This window comes from Pseudomonas khorasanensis, assembly GCF_014268505.2.
GTDB lineage: Bacteria > Pseudomonadota > Gammaproteobacteria > Pseudomonadales > Pseudomonadaceae > Aquipseudomonas > Aquipseudomonas khorasanensis.
On sequence record NZ_JABWQP020000002.1, the window covers coordinates 163326 to 179127 of the forward strand.

Below are 15802 nucleotides of genomic sequence, written 5' to 3' on the forward strand. Positions count from 1 at the left end.
TGTCACGGAACTGTGGCAGCGCGCTTGAACAAACTTCATCAGACTCGCGCTCTATTGGGGTTCTGCGTTTCGGTGTTTTTCATGCGTGCACGATTTTTATCCACAGCGGTCTTCCTGTTCGCTGTGCTGTTTGCTTTTCCGTCTTTTGCGGCTTCGCGGTGCGATGTCAATGTTCCTACCGAGCGGGTCGATCTGCAGCAGGTGAGCCTGGCGTACCAGAGCATTGGCCGGGCTTCGGACCCTGCGTTGTTGCTGGTGATGGGGCTGGGCGGGCAGTTGATTCACTGGCCGGATGAGGTGGTGGTGGCGCTGTGTCAGCAGGGTTTTCGGGTGATTCGCTATGACAATCGCGACGTGGGTCTCTCCACTTGGCGGCAGACGCCTGTAGAGGCCAACCTGACGTTCGAAGTGCTGCGCTACAAACTCGGATTACCGGTGTCGGCGCCCTACACCCTGACTGACATGGCGGACGATGCCTTTGGATTGATGGATGCCTTGCAGATCAAGCAATTCCACGTACTGGGCGCCAGCATGGGCGGGATGATCGCTCAGCATATGGCGGCGATGGCGCCGCAGCGAGTGGAGAGTCTGACCCTGATCATGACCACCTCCGGCGCCGAAGGCTTGCCCGCGCCGAGTGGGGCGCTGGTGCAATTGCTTTCGCGCCGCGGCGCGCCGAACCGCGAAGTGGCGCTGGAACAACAGGCCGATCTGCTCGCCGCATTGGGCAGCCCGACGGTGACGGATGATCGTCAGGCTTTGCTGCAACAGGCGGCGGCGTCCTACGACCGCGCGTTCAACCCCGAAGGCGTCAAGCGGCAGATCATGGCGATTCTCGCCGAGCCGAGCCGGGTGGCGCTGCTCAATCAATTGCGCGTGCCGACGCTGGTGGTGCACGGCACGGCCGATCCGCTGTTGCCGGTGATGCACGGCGTGCATTTGGCCGCGCACATTCAGGGCAGTCGTCTGAAACTGATTCCGGGGCTGGCCCATCGTTTTCAGGAAGCGTTCAAGGAACCGTTGCTGGCGGCGGTATTGCCGTATTTGCAGGCTCATCGCGAGGACACGTCGCATTGGGCTCAGGTTGATCCGACGCCGCAAGGGAAGCTGTTGTAAGTCGACGTCAACGCCCTGTCGTCAAAAAAGTATCAATGTGCCACTATTGTTTGCCGCGTTGCTGCCGATAAGCCGCAGGAACGTTTTTCAGACATAGGGACTTGATCCATGATTTTTCGCGCTACACGTCAATGGGCCGCGCTGGCCGTGCTCGCTGTACTGACCCTCACCGGCTGCGCCCATGTGCAACCGCCCGTGGCCCTGGACAAACAATTCTGGGACGCCAAAGAGCCGACCATCGGCGTGGCCATTACCGTCGTACCGTCGCCGGTGCTGGCGCTGACCGGCAATCAGGGCATTCTCGATTACGCCATCAACGCCGGCGTCAACAGCAAGCTCAGCGCCAACGTCGAGACCTGGCAGGTGCGCGATCTGGAAACCTTGCCCGACGCCATCGTTGCCAAGCTGCAAGCCAAGGGCTATAAGGCCAAGCGCATTGATCAGCAGGTTGATTTGAAAACCTTCAAGGAAGTCGATTTCCGCGAGGGTTACATGACCAGGGACATGACGTCGATGAAGGCCGCGCACGGCATTGATCGCCTGCTACTGGTGTCGATCTATGCCACCGGTGCCACCCGCAGCTACTACAGCATCGTGCCGACCAGCGTGCCGATGGCTCAGGTCGGCGGGCAGGGCATGGTTATTGATCTGTCCGACAACAAGCTGCTGTGGTACCAGCCATTCGCTGCCGTCCAAGCCGCGCAGGGTGAGTGGGACGAGCCGTCCTACACGAACCTGTCCAACGCCTTTTATCAAGCGATGGATAGCAGCCGTCAGCAAATGATTGCACCGTTCGCCCAATGAAACGTCTGGCACTGATCCTGGCGGCGATTTCCCTGCTGGTATTGCCCGGCTGCGCGCAGAAACCGGCGCCCGAAGCCGGTTTCAAGGATCAGGCTGCCCTGAGCTACGTGCAGGCTCACGGGCTGAAGGTTGACGTGCAATTGCCGACGGAGTTTGTCGGCGCCAGCACGGTGATCGACAGCAAGGCGGCCGTGAACGCGGCGAATTCCAGCTACACGCTGGTTTCCAGTTCCGGCGCTGGCGCCGGGCTGGCGGGCATTCTGGTGGCCAGCGTGATCAACACGCAGATGGGTAGCGGCACCTTGCAACGCGACGCTGAAAAAGCGGCGCTGAACGAGTCGCGGCCGATGGCCGATCTGCTCGCTGGCGTGCCGTTGCAGGAGCGCCTGCAACAGCGCTTTCAGGCCGCATCGCAAGTGTCTGGATTCAAGCAGGGCGCGGGCGCGGTCACGGCACGGTTGCTGATCGAGCCGAAGTTGATGCTGACGCCGGATCGCGGCAGTTTCGTGCTGGTCAATCAGGTGCAATTGCAGGACATCGCCGGTTCGCCGCTCTACCGCATGCGCATTGAGGTGGCCAGCCAGCCGATTCGTCGCTGCGGTCAGCGCTGCATCGATGACGGCAGCCTTGACCTGGCCCAGGTCACCGCTGTGCTTGATGAATGCATCGATGAATCCATGCGCGTGTTGAGCACCGACCTGATGCAACCGACCCCACCGCCCGCCGCGCAGGAAACCCTGCGTTATGTGCTCGATGGGCAGCGTGTGGTCGAACGCGGTTATCAACTGGCGAAGAACGGCAACTACTGGCGCTACCGCAATCTGTACGGTGCGGTGAAGTCCGTGCCGGTGCCGTTCGAGGATGCCTTGTCGTCCGCGCAGCTGGAAAAAGTCTACGGGCGCTGACGTCTATGCGCGTGCGGCTCTCAGGCGTGGAGCCGGACCCACACGCTCACCAGCACCGTCGCAGCCATCAACCACGCCACTGCCGCGACCGCGAGTGACGCTTCCAGACGCATCCGGTCGACCATCACGTATAACGTCGCCAGATAAACGAAGTACGGGATGATCGACCACATGCCGAACACGATCGTGGTTTTCAGATTATCGATCGAACGACCCTTGCCAACGATGTAATGGGCGATCAGGGCAAAGGTCGGAAACAGCGGCACCAGCCCGGCGATGTAATAGTTTTTGGTCTTCGACAGCGCCGCGATCATCAGCACCACCGCTGCGCCCAACAGGGCTTTGAACATCAGGTCCACGTCGTTCTCGCTTAATGGCTCAGGCCATATTTTTTGACTTTGTCGAACAGCGTGGTCTTGGCCATGCCCAATTCCTGGCTGGCCTGGGTCAGATTGCCGCCGCTGCGTTGCAACGCGTCGACCAGCAGATTGCGCTCGAATGCCTCCACCGCTTCGGCAAACGCCAGACCCTGACCGGCGCTGGCACCGGACTTCTTGAACGCCGGCAGGCCGAGGGCGAAGCGTTCGGCGACGTTGCGCAGTTCGCGCACGTTGCCCGGCCAGTCGTGGCTCATCAGGTTCGACAGGGTCTGGTTGTCCAGCTCCGGCAGGGCGCGGTCGAAGCGCAGCGCCGATTGCTGGGTGAAGTGTTCGAACAGTTGCAGGATATCTTCGCGGCGTTCGCGCAGCGGCGGCAATTCCAGGGTCACGACGTTGAGGCGGTAGTACAAATCGCTGCGAAATGCCCCGGCCTTGCTCGATTCGTCGAGGTCGGATTTGGTCGCCGCGATTACCCGGCAGTCCACCGCCACGCTCTGGTTTGAACCGAGGCGTTCGAGGGTACGTTCCTGTAATACGCGCAGCAATTTGATCTGCAACGGCAGCGGCATGCTTTCCACTTCGTCGAGGAACAGCGTGCCGCCGTCGGCGTGTTCGATCTTGCCGATCCGCCGTTTGCCGGCCCCGGTAAAAGCGTTGGCCTCGTGGCCGAAAATCTCGCTTTCAAAAAGGTTTTCCGGCAAACCACCACAGTTGAGCGCAACGAACTGCTTGCTGTGACGGCGGCTGAAATCGTGTAGGCAGCGGGCGACCAGTTCCTTGCCGGTTCCGGTCTCGCCTTCGATCAAAACGTTAGCCGAAGTGTCGGCGACATTGGCGATCAGTTCGCGCAGGTTCTGCATGGCGGGCGAGCGGCCGATGATTCGGCCTTCAAGGGAATCGCGCTCGGCCAGTTGCTTGCGCAGCGACGAGACTTCTCGGGCGAGGCTGCGTTGCTCGAGCGCACGCCGTGCGACATCCACCAGACGTTCGGGCGAGAACGGTTTTTCCATGAAATCGTAGGCGCCTTTCTGCATCGCGCCGACGGCCATGGAGATATCACCGTGGCCGGTGATCAGCACCACCGGCAAGCTGCGATCACGTTGCTTGAGACGGGTCAGCAATTCCAGGCCATCGATGCCCGGCAGACGAATATCACTGATAACGATGCCGGCAAAATTATCCCCGACCTGCTCCAGCGCTTCTTCGGCACTGCCGACACCGATGCAGGGGATGTCTTCGAGGGTCAGCGCCTGCTGGCAGCCGAGCAGCACATGGGGGTCGTCTTCGACAATCAGCACACTGAGATCGTGGTTCATATTGGCTCGGCAGAAATAGGGCTTACCAACGGTAAACTGAGGACGAAGGTGGTGCCACCGCTGGCCGGGTGTTCGACACCCAAGTGCCCGCCGGTAGCAGCGGCGAGACTGGCGGACAGGGTCAGGCCCAGTCCCAGGCCTTGCTCGCCGGGTTTGGTGGTAAAGAACGGTTCGAACAGATGCTTGCGCACTTCGGCGTCGATGCCGTGGCCGTTATCGCGCACCCGCAAACGGTACTTGCCGTTGAATTCTTCACCTTCGAGCCACAACTGCGGCTGGGGTTGCGCCTGCATGGCGTCGAGGGCGTTGCCGATCAGGTTGACCAGAATCTGTTCGAGACGGGTCTGATCGATCTGCACCTGCACATCAATGAATTGCCGATGAATCTGCAGCGTGGTGTTTTCCAGCCGGGCGCCCAGCACTTGCAGTGCCGCATCCACCGCTTTACCCAGGCTGGCCTGACCCTTGTTGTCGCCGCGACGGGCGAAGGAGCGCAGGCTGGCGGTGATCCGGCCCATGCGGTCGATCAGGTCGTTGATGGTCTTGAGATTGGTGCTGGCGATGTCGAGCTGGCCGCGCTCAAGAAAGCGCACGGTGTTGCCCGACAAGGTACGCATCGCCGCCAGCGGCTGGTTCAGTTCGTGGGCAATGCTTGTGGACATTTGGCCGATGGCCGCGAGTTTGCCGGCCTGCACCAGCTCATCCTGGGCACGACGCAACGTCTCTTCTGCCTGACGGCGCTCGCGGATCTGGCTCTTGAGACGTTCGTTGCTGGCGCGCAAGTCTGCCGTGCGTTCGGTAATCCGACGCTCCAGCTGATTGTTGGCTTGCTGCAACGCTTCGCGGGCGGCGAGACGGGTGGCGAGGACTTTACGGCGCTCGTTCCAGGCGATCAGCAGGAAGGCAAACAGGGCAAATGCCACCGCCACCAGAATCCCCTGATTGATCGCTTCGCGGCGCAGGTCCTGCAGCGGTGTCAGCAGGGTGAAATTCCACGGCGTGTCGCTCAACAGTCGGGTTTGCGCCAGATAACTGATGTCGTCTTCGTCGGGCTGCAATTCGCTGTTGGCCGGGAAGGTCAGTTTCTCCACGCCTTCGGCCAGGGTTTCGCGGGCCAGCGGTTGCAGTTCGTTGAGCGGGAACCAGTAATACTGCAGGCTGCGGGCGAGTTTTTCCTTGATCTCATCGCTCAGCGGGATCACCGATTTCAGGCGTCGGGCCGGATCACTGGACAGAATGATGATGCCGTTTTCGTCGCTGACAAAAGCTTCCAGACGCGCGCGCTGCCAGCGTTCTTCCATGGCTTCCAGACGCACTTTGACCACCGCGACGCCGATGATCTTGCCGTGCTCTTCCAGGCCGTGGGCAAGGTAGTAACCGGGTTCGCCGTTGGTGCTGCCAATGCCGTAAAAGCGCCCGGGCTGGCCGCGCACGGCGTCCTTGAAATAAGCACGGAAAGAAAGATCTTCACCCAGGTAACTGTCGACATCGCGCCAGTTACTGGTGGCCATGACGCGGCCGGTGGTGTCCATCACGTAGATGGCCCGACTGCGGCTGCGGCGGTTCAGGCCTTCGAGGTAATCGTTGACCGTTTGCCGGTGCTCCGGGGTCGGGTCGGCCAGCAACTGCGGCACACTCGTTTCGAGTTCCAGCAGGCTGGGCAGGTAGGTGTATTTGCTGATTTCACTTTCAACCGCGCGGGCGTGCAGTTCCAGCTGACGCTGGCCGTTCTCGCCCAGGCTGCGGATGCCGAAGTGTTCACTGGTCCAGAAGCCGATAAAACCCAATCCGATCATCAGGGCGATGATCAGCGGCGGCAGGAAGAGATGGCGGATCAGACGGGGCTTCACGGCAAGTGATGGCGGCGCTGCGCGATAGAGATTGGAGTCGCATTTCATCACAGATGCCTTGGGTCAACCACCACACTTGTTGCAAGGGCAACGCCGGCCCTTGTGGGAGCGAGCCTGCTCGCGAAAGCGCACTGACATTCAACATCCAGGCTGAATGTAATGGCCTCTTCGCGAGCAGGCTCGCTCCCACAGGGAAGGAGCAATGCCCCGGCGGGTGTGTTGCTTTTAGTGCTGCAGGATTTTCTCGAGGAAGTGCTGCGCGCGTTCGGAGCGAGCGCTGATGTCGCCGAAGAATTCCTCTTTCGGGCAGTCTTCGATGATCTTGCCGGCGTCCATGAAGATCACTCGGTCAGCCACTTTGCGGGCGAAGCCCATTTCGTGGGTCACGCACATCATGGTCATGCCTTCGTGGGCCAGTTGCACCATCACGTCGAGCACTTCGTTGACCATTTCCGGGTCGAGCGCAGAGGTCGGTTCATCGAACAGCATGACGATCGGGTCCATCGCCAGCGCGCGGGCAATCGCCACACGCTGTTGCTGACCACCGGACAACTGCCCCGGATGCTTGTGGGCGTGAGCCGACAGACCCACGCGCTCAAGCAGTTGCAGACCTTTCTTGGTCGCCTCTTCCTTGCTCCGGCCCAGTACCTTGATCTGCGCGATGGTCAGGTTTTCGGTGATGGTCAGGTGCGGGAACAGTTCGAAATGCTGGAACACCATGCCCACCCGCGAACGCAGTTTCGGCAGGTTGGTTTTCGGGTCGGCAATCGATGTGCCGTCAACCACGACGTCGCCTTTCTGAAACGGCTCCAGCGCGTTGACGCATTTGATCAAAGTGGATTTGCCGGAACCCGAAGGGCCGCAGACCACGATCACTTCACCTTTTTTAACCTCAGTGCTGCAATCAGTCAGCACCTGGAAGTCCCCATACCACTTGTTGACGTTCTTGATAGAGATCATACGGCGAACCTTTTTTGCAGACGCTTGACCAGCAGCGAGGCGGCAAAGCTGATTGTGAAGTACACGAGACCTGCGATGATCAGGAACTCATTGGAGCGGCCGATGATGTCGCCATTGGCCCGCGAAGCATTGAGGAAATCCACCAGGCCGACTGTGTAGACCAGCGAGGTGTCCTGAAACAGGATGATGCTCTGTTGCAGCAGCAGCGGGGTCATCTTTCGAAACGCCTGAGGCAGGATGATCAGACGCATCATCTGGCCGTAGTTCATGCCCAATGCCTGTGCCGCGCCCATCTGGCCCTTGGGGATCGACTGCACGCCGGCCCGAACGATTTCGCAGAAGTACGCCGCTTCGAACATCATGAACGCCACGACGCAAGAGCCAAACGCGCCGATCGGCGTGTCCTCGCCGGTGATCCAGCGCAGCACGAACGGCACCGCCAGATAGAACCAGGTGATCACCAGCAGCAGCGGGATCGAGCGGAAATAGTTGACGTAGGCGCCAGCGATGTTGGAAATCAGCTTGTTATGGGACAGGCGCATCAGCGCCAGGATAGTCCCCAGGATGATCCCGCCGACGACGCCCAGCGCCATCAGTTTGAGGGTCATCACCATGCCGTTCCACAAACCGGGAATGGCCGGGATGATGCCTGTGAAGTCGAATTCCATTATTTACCCCCCACGGAGATCAGGCCGGGCACCGCGACTTTCTTCTCGACCATGCGCATCAGCAACATCAGGCTCATGTTCAGGGTGAAGTAGATCAGGGTCGCCAGGGTAAAGGCTTCGAACAGGTTGGCGGAGAATTCGGCGGTCTGCTTGGTCTGCGCGAGCAGCTCCATCAAGCCAATCAGCGACGCCACGGAGGAGTTCTTGAAGACGTTGAGGAATTCCGAGGTAAGCGGCGGAATGATGATCCGGTACGCTTGGGGCAGCAGCACGTTCCAGTAGATCTGCGGCAGCTTGAAGCCCATGGCGCGCGCGGCGGCTTCCTGGCCGCGTGGCAACGCCTGGATGCCGGTGCGCACCTGTTCGCAAACCCGTGCGGCAGTGAACAGACCCAGGCACACGACGACGCTCAGGTAGGCCGAGGTGGTCGGGTTCAGGTCCTGCTTGTACCACTCCTGCATATCGGCGGGCAGCAGGTCCGGTACCAGGAAGTACCAGATGAACAGCTGAACCAGCAGCGGCACGTTACGAAACAGTTCCACGTAGCAAGTCGCGATGCCTGATACCAGCCGGTTCGGCACGGTGCGCATCACGCCCAGGATCGAGCCCAGCAGCAGGGCGATGATCCAGGCCACGACGGCGATGGCGATGGTCCAGCCCAGGCCGGCCACGTACCAGTCGAGATAGACCTCGCTGCCCACGCCGGTGGACTTGAAGAACACGCCCCAGTCCCAGTTGTAATTCATTAGGGTCTCCCCTCGATTCGATCGATGTACAGTTGCCCGCCTGGGGAAACTCCGTTCCCTCCCCGGTCTTTTTCAAGGACCGGGCACACGCGATCGGCTCGACAGCACCGGTTCGAGTGTTTCCAGAAAATGCCAGCAGGGAGTGACCATTCCCTGAAAAGGCAGGTGCCTTCTCAGGGAATAAGGTTAGTCAGAAATCAGGATTTCTTTTCGTCAGCCGCTTTGTCGGTCGGGTTGGCGATCAGGTTCTTGAGTTCTTCGCTCATCGGGAAATTCAGGTTCAGGCCTTTCGGCGGGATAGGCTGCATGAACCATTTTTCGTAGATCTTGTTGATCTCGCCCGAGGCGTAGGTGGCCTTGATGGCATCGTCTACCGCTTTTTTGAACGGCTCGTCGCCTTTGCGCATCATGCAGCCGTAGATTTCGTACGACTGTGGGGTGCCGGTCACGGCCCAGTCATCAGCCTTCTTGGCCTTGGCGGCTTCGCCGGCCAGCAGGGCGTCGTCCATCATGAACGCAACAGCGCGGCCCGATTCCAGCATCTGGAAGGATTCACCGTGGTCCTTGGCGGAAATGACGTTCATGCCCATCTGCTTGTCGGCGTTCATGGCCTTGAGCAGGCGCTCGGACGTGGTGCCGGCGGTGGTCACGACGTTCTTGCCTTTCAGGTCATCGAAATCCTTGTACTTGGAATCTTTCTTGGACAGCAGCTTGGTGCCGATCTCGAAGATGCCAACGGAGAAGGCGACTTGCTGCTGGCGCTCGACGTTGTTGGTGGTGGAGCCGCATTCCAGATCCACGGTGCCGTTCTGCACCAGGGGAATACGGGTTTGCGAGGTGACCAGGTTGTACTTGACTTGCAGGTTCGGCACGTCCAGCTCTTTTTTCAGCGCTTCTACGACTTTCAGTTGAATGTCGTGGGAGTAGCCGACCGGTTTACCGGAAGCGTCCGCGATGTAGGAGAACGGGATGGAGGCGTCGCGGTGACCCAGCGTAACGACGCCGGACTCTTTGATCTTCTTCAGGGTGCCGGTGAGCTCGGCGGCGAAAACTGGCGTGCTGATCAGAGCGGCAGCAATGGCTGCGCCCAGGATATGGGGAACGATGCGCATCAAATTTTCCTCGACATTGTTTTTTTTATGGAGCCAGTTTGTCGGCCCTTTTTGTGCTTCGAATGCCTGACGGCTCCTGAAGTGTTGGCGTATCAGGCATTCGTCGAGAGAGTGTAGAGCATGACTCGTGCCAGACCAGTCGACAGTTATCAACCTATTGATTTTTAACGTTATTAAAGTTTTATGGTGTTATTTATTAATCGGTCTGGTCCGGTTAACCGAATCGACCGGGAAGTCGCGTTCGGAAAACCGAATCCGCGGGAAGGTTTATTCTCAAACACCTGTACTGAGCGGTATTTCATGTAGATACCGCCACTGCACGTCCGCAGGTTGCACGCACAGAATGGCCACCGACGCTCGCGACTGTTCAATGCCATCCAGGCGATGGGTTTCCACGTAGCTCACCGCCAGCGTCTCGCCCTGATACCAGATTGTATGCAGATGGCTGATGAGGATCTCGAGACCCGGGCGGGCCCCGACGGCGCCTCTGAACAGTTGCTCGACCTCTGACCGGCTCATCGCGATCGCCGAGACGCCCACCATGCTGAAGTCGTCGGCAAATGCCTGCATCAGCGGCTCGATACTCGCCGCGCCGGTTCCGTCGGCATCGGTGAATACACGATGAATCAGTGCGTGGACGTGATGAATACTGTGTTCGGCTCGTTCAACAGGATGGTCGGTCATGGGGATTCCTTCGCAGGGTTCAATGGGCGCATCCGCAACAGCGGCAATAGCCCGATCAGCGCCGCCAGAGCGAACGTCGCGTGGTAGGCCGCGGTGATGTCGAGGTACTTGAGCAGGACGTTGAAAATCATCAGAAACAACGCGGCGCCGAGGCTGAAGGACATCTGGCGGTTGAGGTTCCAGATCACGCTGGCCTTGTGCGTATCGCCGCCTGCAAAGTCCATCAGGGACGTGGTTTGCGCAGTGTTGGCGCCGATGCCGCCACCGATGCCCATCAGGCTGTAGGCGATAACGATGATCCACCGATCGCCGGGGGCCTCGACCAGCATCAGCGTGGCGATGCCGGCGCTGTGTAACAGCATGCCTAAGGTGAACAGGCGCCTGGCACCGACCCGGTTGTAGACCCGGCCGCTGATGGTCATCGCGATAAACGCGCCAGCCGCGTAGACGATCATGAACGTCCCGGTCAGCCGTGCGCTGAATTGCAGGGTGTTCTGCAGGAAGAAAACAGCCATAAGATTGACCCCGGTGAACACCCCCGGAATCGCGTAGTAAACGTAAATCGAGTCGCTGAGCTTTTTGCTTTTGAGCAGGTTCAGTTCAATGATCGCATGGCTGCAGCGACGGTAATGCAGCAGGTACAGGGCGACGAATATCAAGCCTGTTGCGACGCCGCTGAGTGCCGCTGCCGCCGGGTAGTCAGCACCGTACAGCGACATGCCCAGCAACAGGCTGGCGAGCGCGGCGCTGACCAGCAACAAGCCTTTGATGTCCGGGCGCGGAAGGCTGGCGGATTTGGCTTCCCTGATCCAGAACCACGACAGCCCGGCAGCCATCAAGGAGAACGGGATATTGCTGTAGAACACCCAGCGCCACGAGCTGCTGTCGACGATGATACCGCCGACTGTCGGCGATATGGCCGGAGCGATCAACGCGACGGCCATTACCAAAGTGGACATCTTCGCGCGCTGCTCGCCCTGGAACAGGTTGAACATCAGCGCCTGACCAACCGGAATCAACAAGCCGCCCCCAATGCCCTGCAAAAAGCGCCAGCCCACCAATTCGTGAAAGCTGTCGGCCTGGCCACACAGCCACACCGACGCTGTGAACAGCAACATCGAAGCGGTAAGAATGCCACGGCTGCCAAAGCGACCGGCCAGCCAGGTACTGACTGGAATGATCAGCGTCAGCCCCAAGATGTAGGCGTTGGCAACCCACGCCACTGAAGCGCTGCTGACGTGCAAGGTGATCGACAGGCTAGGCAGGGCCACCGCCGACATGAAGATATTGATGCAATCGACAAAGAAGCCGAGCAGGAAAATCGATGCGACTTTGTAGCGGTAACTCATGCTGTTTCCCCTTTGTCGTCGAGCATAAGGGCGATAGACTCCGGGCGTCGATGCAATGGGGCTGAACACAATGTTTAAAGGGATTTAACCGTGACGCAGGGCGCCATGCACATGCATTTGAACCGGGTTCAGACGTTTCTCGCGATCGCCGAACTGGGTTCGTTCACCAAAGCGGCGAATCATCTGAACATCAGCAGGGCCATGGTCAGTCTGCACATCAAAGCGCTGGAAGCGGCGCTGTCGACCACGCTACTGATGCGCAACAGCCGGGCTGTTGCGCTGACCGAATCCGGGCACAGTTTTTATGCCGAGTTCAAGGCCATTGTCACGGACATCGATGCCGCGTTTGACAGGGTTTTGCACGGCAGCAACCGGGTATCGGGAACGCTGCGGATCAGTTCCACCCGTGAGTACGGCGAGCAATTTATCCTGCCGTTGATTCCGTTGTTCACCGAGCTATATCCGGATATCCGCCTGTGCTACGACTTCGACTCTTCATTGAATGATCTGCTTGCTGAACGTCTGGATCTGGTGATTCGCCTGGGCAATCTGGCGGACTCGGCTTTCAGAAGCCGCAAACTCGGCGACTACGAGATTGTGCTGGTAGCCACCGAAGCCTTTCTGGCTCGGTGTCCGGTGCGAGAACCCAAGGACCTGAACGTGCTGCCATGGATCGCTAACAGCAATCTGCCGGCGCCGGCGCAGTGGGTGTTACGTGACCGTGCAGGGCAGGGGATAGAGGTCAGCGGCAGCCGCCACTTCGAGTCGAATTCATCGACGGCGATTCGTTCGATGACCTTGTCGTCGCTGGGCGTATCGGTCCTGCCCGCGTGGATGGTTGAAGACGATATCGCCACTGGGCGCCTGTTGCGCGTCTTGCCTGACTACTCGCTGCCTTCACAGCCAATCAGTCTGGTGTTTCCCGATACACCGCATTTGCCGCACAAATCCCGGGCGTTTATTGATTTTTTGCTGCTGCATGTGGCGGGCTGATCCCGGCTCAGTACCGCGCCAGAACCGCTGGAATGGAAAAAGCCCCTGAATCTTGCGATTCAGGGGCTTTTGTCTCTTCACTGATCAGGTGATCAGGCGGCTTCAGTCTTGCGATTCTGCTCGACCTTGCCCAGATAGACCGTCAGTTTCTCCTGCTCATCCGGGGTCGTGAACAAGCCAAGCTTGGTGCGTCGCCACAGGATGTCGTGCGCCGTGGTCGCCCACTCTTCGCTGCACAGGTAATCGACTTCGCGGGTGTAGAGCCCGCCGCCAATGTGCTCGCCCATGTCCGCCAGGGCTTCCACGCCTTCGAGCATGCGCCAGGTGCGGCTGCCGTAAGTGACGGCCCAGCGACGGGCGATTTCCGTCGGGACGAAATCGAACTTGTCACGAATCAGCGCGCTCAGGGCCTGCGGCGTGGTCATGTCTTCGCCGCCGGGCAGGGTAGCGCCGGCCGTCCAGCTCGGGCGCATCTGGGTGAAGAACGGCATCAACTGCGCCATCGCCGACTCGGCCAGTTTGCGGTAGGTGGTCAGCTTGCCGCCGAACACCGACAACAGCGGTGCTTCATCAGTGTTGCCCGACAAGGCCAGGGTGTAATCGCGGGTGACGGCCGACGGGTTGTCGGATTCGTCGTTGCACAGCGGACGTACGCCCGAGTAGCTGTGCAGGATGTCTTCACGCACGACCTGCTTTTTGAAGTGTTCGTTGACTACTTTGAGCAGGTAGTCGGTTTCGCCTTCGGTGATCGCGACTTTCGCTGGATCGCCGGTGTATTCGCGGTCGGTGGTGCCGATCAGGGTGAAGTGGTTCAGGTACGGAATGGTGAAAACGATACGCTGATCTTCGTTTTGCAGAATGTGCGCGTGTTCGCCTTCGTACAGTTTCGGCACGATGATGTGGCTGCCCTGAATCAGACGGATGCCGTACGGCGATTCCATTTTCAGGTCGTCACGGATGAACTTGGCCACCCATGGACCGGCTGCGTTCACCAGCGCTTTGGCTGTAATCGAAAACAGGCTGCCGTCGGCACGCTCCAGGTGCAGGTGCCACAGGCCTTTGGTGCGGCGGGCGCTGACGCAACGGGTCTGGGTGTGCACGTGAGCGCCTTTTTCGCGGGCGGCCATGGCATTCAAGACAACGAGGCGGGCGTCGTCGACCCAGCAATCGGAGTACTCGAAGCCTTTCTTGATTTCGTTTTTCAGTGCGCTGTCGGCGCCGAACTTCAGGCTTTTCGAGCCCGGCAGTTTTTCGCGCTTGCCAAGGTTGTCATAAAGGAACAGGCCAGCACGAATCATCCAGGCCGGGCGCAGGTGCGGACGGTGCGGCAGTACGAAACGCATGGGTTTGACGATGTGCGGTGCCTTGGCCAGCAACACTTCACGTTCGGCCAGCGCTTCACGCACCAGACGGAATTCGTAATGTTCCAGATAGCGCAGGCCACCGTGGATCAGCTTGCTGCTGGCCGACGATGTGTGGCTGGCCAGGTCATCTTTTTCGCAAAGGAACACCGAAAGACCGCGACCGGCGGCATCCGCTGCGATTCCCACACCGTTGATCCCGCCGCCAATCACGGCAACGTCATAGATCTCGGAGATGGGGGGCGTACGCAAGGTAGAGGTGGACATCGGCTGGCCTCGGTTCTTTTGATTTTCTGTCTTGGAAATCGAACATAAATGTTCATTTGCGAAAATGGTAGCCCATAAACACGCGCGCAGCCAGTCGCGTTCGATTGAAAAAACTCATCGAAGGGCAGGGAAAGGAAAATTATCGAACATGAAATGCGCGCAGAAGACGCAGACGGCGTGTTGTTTACCGATCATTCCCACGCTCCGCGTGGGAATGCATCCATCGACGCTCTGCGTCGGCTTCTGAAGTGGGACGCAGAGCGTCCCGGGCGGCATTCCCACGCGGAGCGTGGGAACGAGCAACTAGACGACTTCCAGCCGAATCTTGTGCTGGCTCAACAACTGCGCCAGCGCTGGCACCGGCTGCTGATCGGTGACCAGGCAATCAATCAGGCTGATAGGCCCCAGTCGAATCATCGCGTTACGCCCGAACTTGCTCGAGTCGGCCGCCAGAATGACCTGCCGCGCATTGGCGATGATCGCTTGCGATACCCGTACTTCCTGATAATCGAAGTCGAGCAGGCTGCCGTCCTCGTCGATCCCGCTGATGCCGACCAGCGCGAAATCAACCTTGAATTGATTAATGAAATCCACACTGGCCTGACCCACCACGCCGCCGTCACGGCGCACGTTGCCGCCGGTCAGCAGCACATCGAAATCATCCTTGGCGCTGAGCATCGAGGCGACGTGCAGGTTGTTGGTGATGATTTTCAGGTGGCTGTGATTGAGCAGGGCGCGGGCGATCGATTCGGTGGTGGTGCCGATGTTGATGAACAGCGAGGCGTGGTCGGGAATCTGCGCGGCGATCGCTTCGCCGATGCGCTGCTTCTCATCGCGCATCTGATCGGCGCGCATTGCATAAGCGGTGTTTTCGACACTGGAATCATAAGCGGCGCCACCGTGATAACGGCGCAGCAGATTGGCTTCCGCGAGCTGATTGATGTCGCGGCGAATGGTTTGCGGGGTGACAACGAACAGCGTGGCCATTTCCTCGATGCTCACATAGCCGCGTTCGCGGACCAGCTCGAGGATTTGCTGCTGACGGGGAGGCAGATTCATGGGGCTTCCTTTGGGCTGCCGTGCAAAATTTGCCCATGATGACGCACGAATCCGCTCCCGACCAGTTTCCAAACAACGTGAAAGCTACTGCGCTCGCCAATCCTGCGTTAAAAACAGGCTCGGACTGCTCATTTACAAACCCGTAAAGTCGAGTGCGACCCCAGCCGGTCCTCGCCTGTTTTTGCCTTGTCTTGCCTTCGCTCGCTACGCTTTCACGCTGTTTGGGCAGTCT

The 15802-nt window shown here is 59.4% G+C and carries 15 protein-coding genes; 4 read left to right on the top strand and 11 right to left on the bottom strand.

The genetic code is table 11. The features are described from left to right. The first annotated feature begins 81 nt into the window (after positions 1-81). The 3 genes from HU727_RS06880 to HU727_RS06890 all read left to right on the top strand — a co-directional run bounded on the left by HU727_RS06880 (position 82) and on the right by HU727_RS06890 (position 2825). On the top strand, positions 82-1116 hold the full coding sequence (locus HU727_RS06880) for an alpha/beta fold hydrolase (protein ID WP_186530243.1): 1035 nt from the start codon (positions 82-84) through the stop codon (positions 1114-1116). A 108-nt stretch (positions 1117-1224) separates the two neighbouring features. Beyond that, complete coding sequence (locus tag HU727_RS06885) at positions 1225-1920, top strand: hypothetical protein (protein WP_186530242.1); 696 nt, start codon at positions 1225-1227, stop codon at positions 1918-1920. Further along, positions 1917-2825 carry a hypothetical protein gene (locus HU727_RS06890; protein WP_186530240.1) on the top strand — a complete coding sequence of 303 codons (909 nt, stop codon included), beginning with the start codon at positions 1917-1919 and terminating at the stop codon, positions 2823-2825. The genes HU727_RS06885 and HU727_RS06890 overlap by 4 nt, the downstream gene beginning before the upstream one ends. A gap of 20 nt (positions 2826-2845) precedes the next feature. Here HU727_RS06890 and HU727_RS06895 read toward each other — a convergent pair whose 3' ends face one another. From HU727_RS06895 to HU727_RS06935, 9 genes are all read right to left on the bottom strand, one after another. Next, a complete protein-coding gene (locus HU727_RS06895; protein WP_186530587.1) occupies positions 2846-3175 on the bottom strand; it encodes a GlpM family protein in 330 nt (109 codons plus the stop codon). Between the two features lie 20 nt (positions 3176-3195). Further along, positions 3196-4521: a two-component response regulator AauR gene (aauR, locus tag HU727_RS06900; RefSeq protein ID WP_186530238.1), complete on the bottom strand. Its 1326-nt coding sequence runs from the start codon at positions 4519-4521 to the stop codon at positions 3196-3198. Further along, positions 4518-6419, bottom strand: a complete 1902-nt coding sequence (gene aauS, locus HU727_RS06905) for a two-component sensor histidine kinase AauS (protein WP_186530236.1) — start codon at positions 6417-6419, stop codon at positions 4518-4520. Before aauS ends, aauR begins: the two co-directional genes overlap by 4 nt. A 177-nt stretch (positions 6420-6596) precedes the next feature. After that, positions 6597-7331 carry an amino acid ABC transporter ATP-binding protein gene (locus HU727_RS06910; RefSeq protein WP_186530234.1) on the bottom strand — a complete coding sequence of 245 codons (735 nt, stop codon included), beginning with the start codon at positions 7329-7331 and terminating at the stop codon, positions 6597-6599. After that, positions 7328-7999 (bottom strand): amino acid ABC transporter permease, encoded by a 672-nt coding sequence (locus HU727_RS06915; protein WP_186530232.1) that lies wholly within the window; start codon positions 7997-7999, stop codon positions 7328-7330. The genes HU727_RS06910 and HU727_RS06915 overlap by 4 nt, the downstream gene beginning before the upstream one ends. Continuing rightward, entirely contained in the window at positions 7999-8745 is a 747-nt protein-coding gene (locus HU727_RS06920) for an amino acid ABC transporter permease (protein ID WP_186530230.1), read from the bottom strand. The genes HU727_RS06915 and HU727_RS06920 overlap by 1 nt, the downstream gene beginning before the upstream one ends. A gap of 197 nt (positions 8746-8942) precedes the next feature. Continuing rightward, positions 8943-9857, bottom strand: a complete 915-nt coding sequence (locus tag HU727_RS06925) for a glutamate/aspartate ABC transporter substrate-binding protein (RefSeq protein ID WP_186530228.1) — start codon at positions 9855-9857, stop codon at positions 8943-8945. Between the two features lie 273 nt (positions 9858-10130). Beyond that, positions 10131-10541, bottom strand: coding sequence for a DUF4440 domain-containing protein (locus HU727_RS06930; RefSeq protein ID WP_186530226.1), 411 nt, complete (start codon positions 10539-10541; stop codon positions 10131-10133). After that, positions 10538-11890, bottom strand: a complete 1353-nt coding sequence (locus tag HU727_RS06935; RefSeq protein WP_186530224.1) for an MFS transporter — start codon at positions 11888-11890, stop codon at positions 10538-10540. Before HU727_RS06935 ends, HU727_RS06930 begins: the two co-directional genes overlap by 4 nt. A gap of 105 nt (positions 11891-11995) precedes the next feature. Between HU727_RS06935 and HU727_RS06940 the strand changes: the two genes are divergently transcribed. Continuing rightward, complete coding sequence (locus tag HU727_RS06940; protein WP_186530585.1) at positions 11996-12883, top strand: LysR family transcriptional regulator; 888 nt, start codon at positions 11996-11998, stop codon at positions 12881-12883. A 92-nt stretch (positions 12884-12975) separates the two neighbouring features. On the opposite strand, the gene glpD is transcribed toward HU727_RS06940, so the two are convergent. Together glpD and HU727_RS06950 are read right to left on the bottom strand one after the other, a co-directional pair. Continuing rightward, positions 12976-14511, bottom strand: a complete 1536-nt coding sequence (gene glpD, locus HU727_RS06945) for a glycerol-3-phosphate dehydrogenase (RefSeq protein WP_186530222.1) — start codon at positions 14509-14511, stop codon at positions 12976-12978. Positions 14512-14814: 303 nt separating this feature from the next. Beyond that, positions 14815-15570, bottom strand: a complete 756-nt coding sequence (locus HU727_RS06950) for a DeoR/GlpR family transcriptional regulator (protein ID WP_007953179.1) — start codon at positions 15568-15570, stop codon at positions 14815-14817. Between the last annotated feature and the right edge of the window lie 232 nt (positions 15571-15802).

What these genes read in the sequence shown, in the direction of transcription:
- aauR (WP_186530238.1), bottom strand. Translation starts at nt 4,521, where the DNA reads ATGAACCACGATCTCAGTGTGCTGATTGTCGAAGACGACCCCCATGTG.
- HU727_RS06930 (WP_186530226.1), bottom strand. Translation starts at nt 10,541, where the DNA reads ATGACCGACCATCCTGTTGAACGAGCCGAACACAGTATTCATCACGTC.
- HU727_RS06935 (WP_186530224.1), bottom strand. Translation starts at nt 11,890, where the DNA reads ATGAGTTACCGCTACAAAGTCGCATCGATTTTCCTGCTCGGCTTCTTT.
- HU727_RS06950 (WP_007953179.1), bottom strand. Translation starts at nt 15,570, where the DNA reads ATGAATCTGCCTCCCCGTCAGCAGCAAATCCTCGAGCTGGTCCGCGAA.
- HU727_RS06880 (WP_186530243.1), top strand. Translation starts at nt 82, where the DNA reads ATGCGTGCACGATTTTTATCCACAGCGGTCTTCCTGTTCGCTGTGCTG.
- HU727_RS06940 (WP_186530585.1), top strand. Translation starts at nt 11,996, where the DNA reads ATGCACATGCATTTGAACCGGGTTCAGACGTTTCTCGCGATCGCCGAA.
- HU727_RS06920 (WP_186530230.1), bottom strand. Translation starts at nt 8,745, where the DNA reads ATGAATTACAACTGGGACTGGGGCGTGTTCTTCAAGTCCACCGGCGTG.
- HU727_RS06890 (WP_186530240.1), top strand. Translation starts at nt 1,917, where the DNA reads ATGAAACGTCTGGCACTGATCCTGGCGGCGATTTCCCTGCTGGTATTG.
- HU727_RS06895 (WP_186530587.1), bottom strand. Translation starts at nt 3,175, where the DNA reads ATGTTCAAAGCCCTGTTGGGCGCAGCGGTGGTGCTGATGATCGCGGCG.
- HU727_RS06885 (WP_186530242.1), top strand. Translation starts at nt 1,225, where the DNA reads ATGATTTTTCGCGCTACACGTCAATGGGCCGCGCTGGCCGTGCTCGCT.
- glpD (WP_186530222.1), bottom strand. Translation starts at nt 14,511, where the DNA reads ATGTCCACCTCTACCTTGCGTACGCCCCCCATCTCCGAGATCTATGAC.
- aauS (WP_186530236.1), bottom strand. Translation starts at nt 6,419, where the DNA reads ATGAAATGCGACTCCAATCTCTATCGCGCAGCGCCGCCATCACTTGCC.
- HU727_RS06910 (WP_186530234.1), bottom strand. Translation starts at nt 7,331, where the DNA reads ATGATCTCTATCAAGAACGTCAACAAGTGGTATGGGGACTTCCAGGTG.
- HU727_RS06925 (WP_186530228.1), bottom strand. Translation starts at nt 9,857, where the DNA reads ATGCGCATCGTTCCCCATATCCTGGGCGCAGCCATTGCTGCCGCTCTG.
- HU727_RS06915 (WP_186530232.1), bottom strand. Translation starts at nt 7,999, where the DNA reads ATGGAATTCGACTTCACAGGCATCATCCCGGCCATTCCCGGTTTGTGG.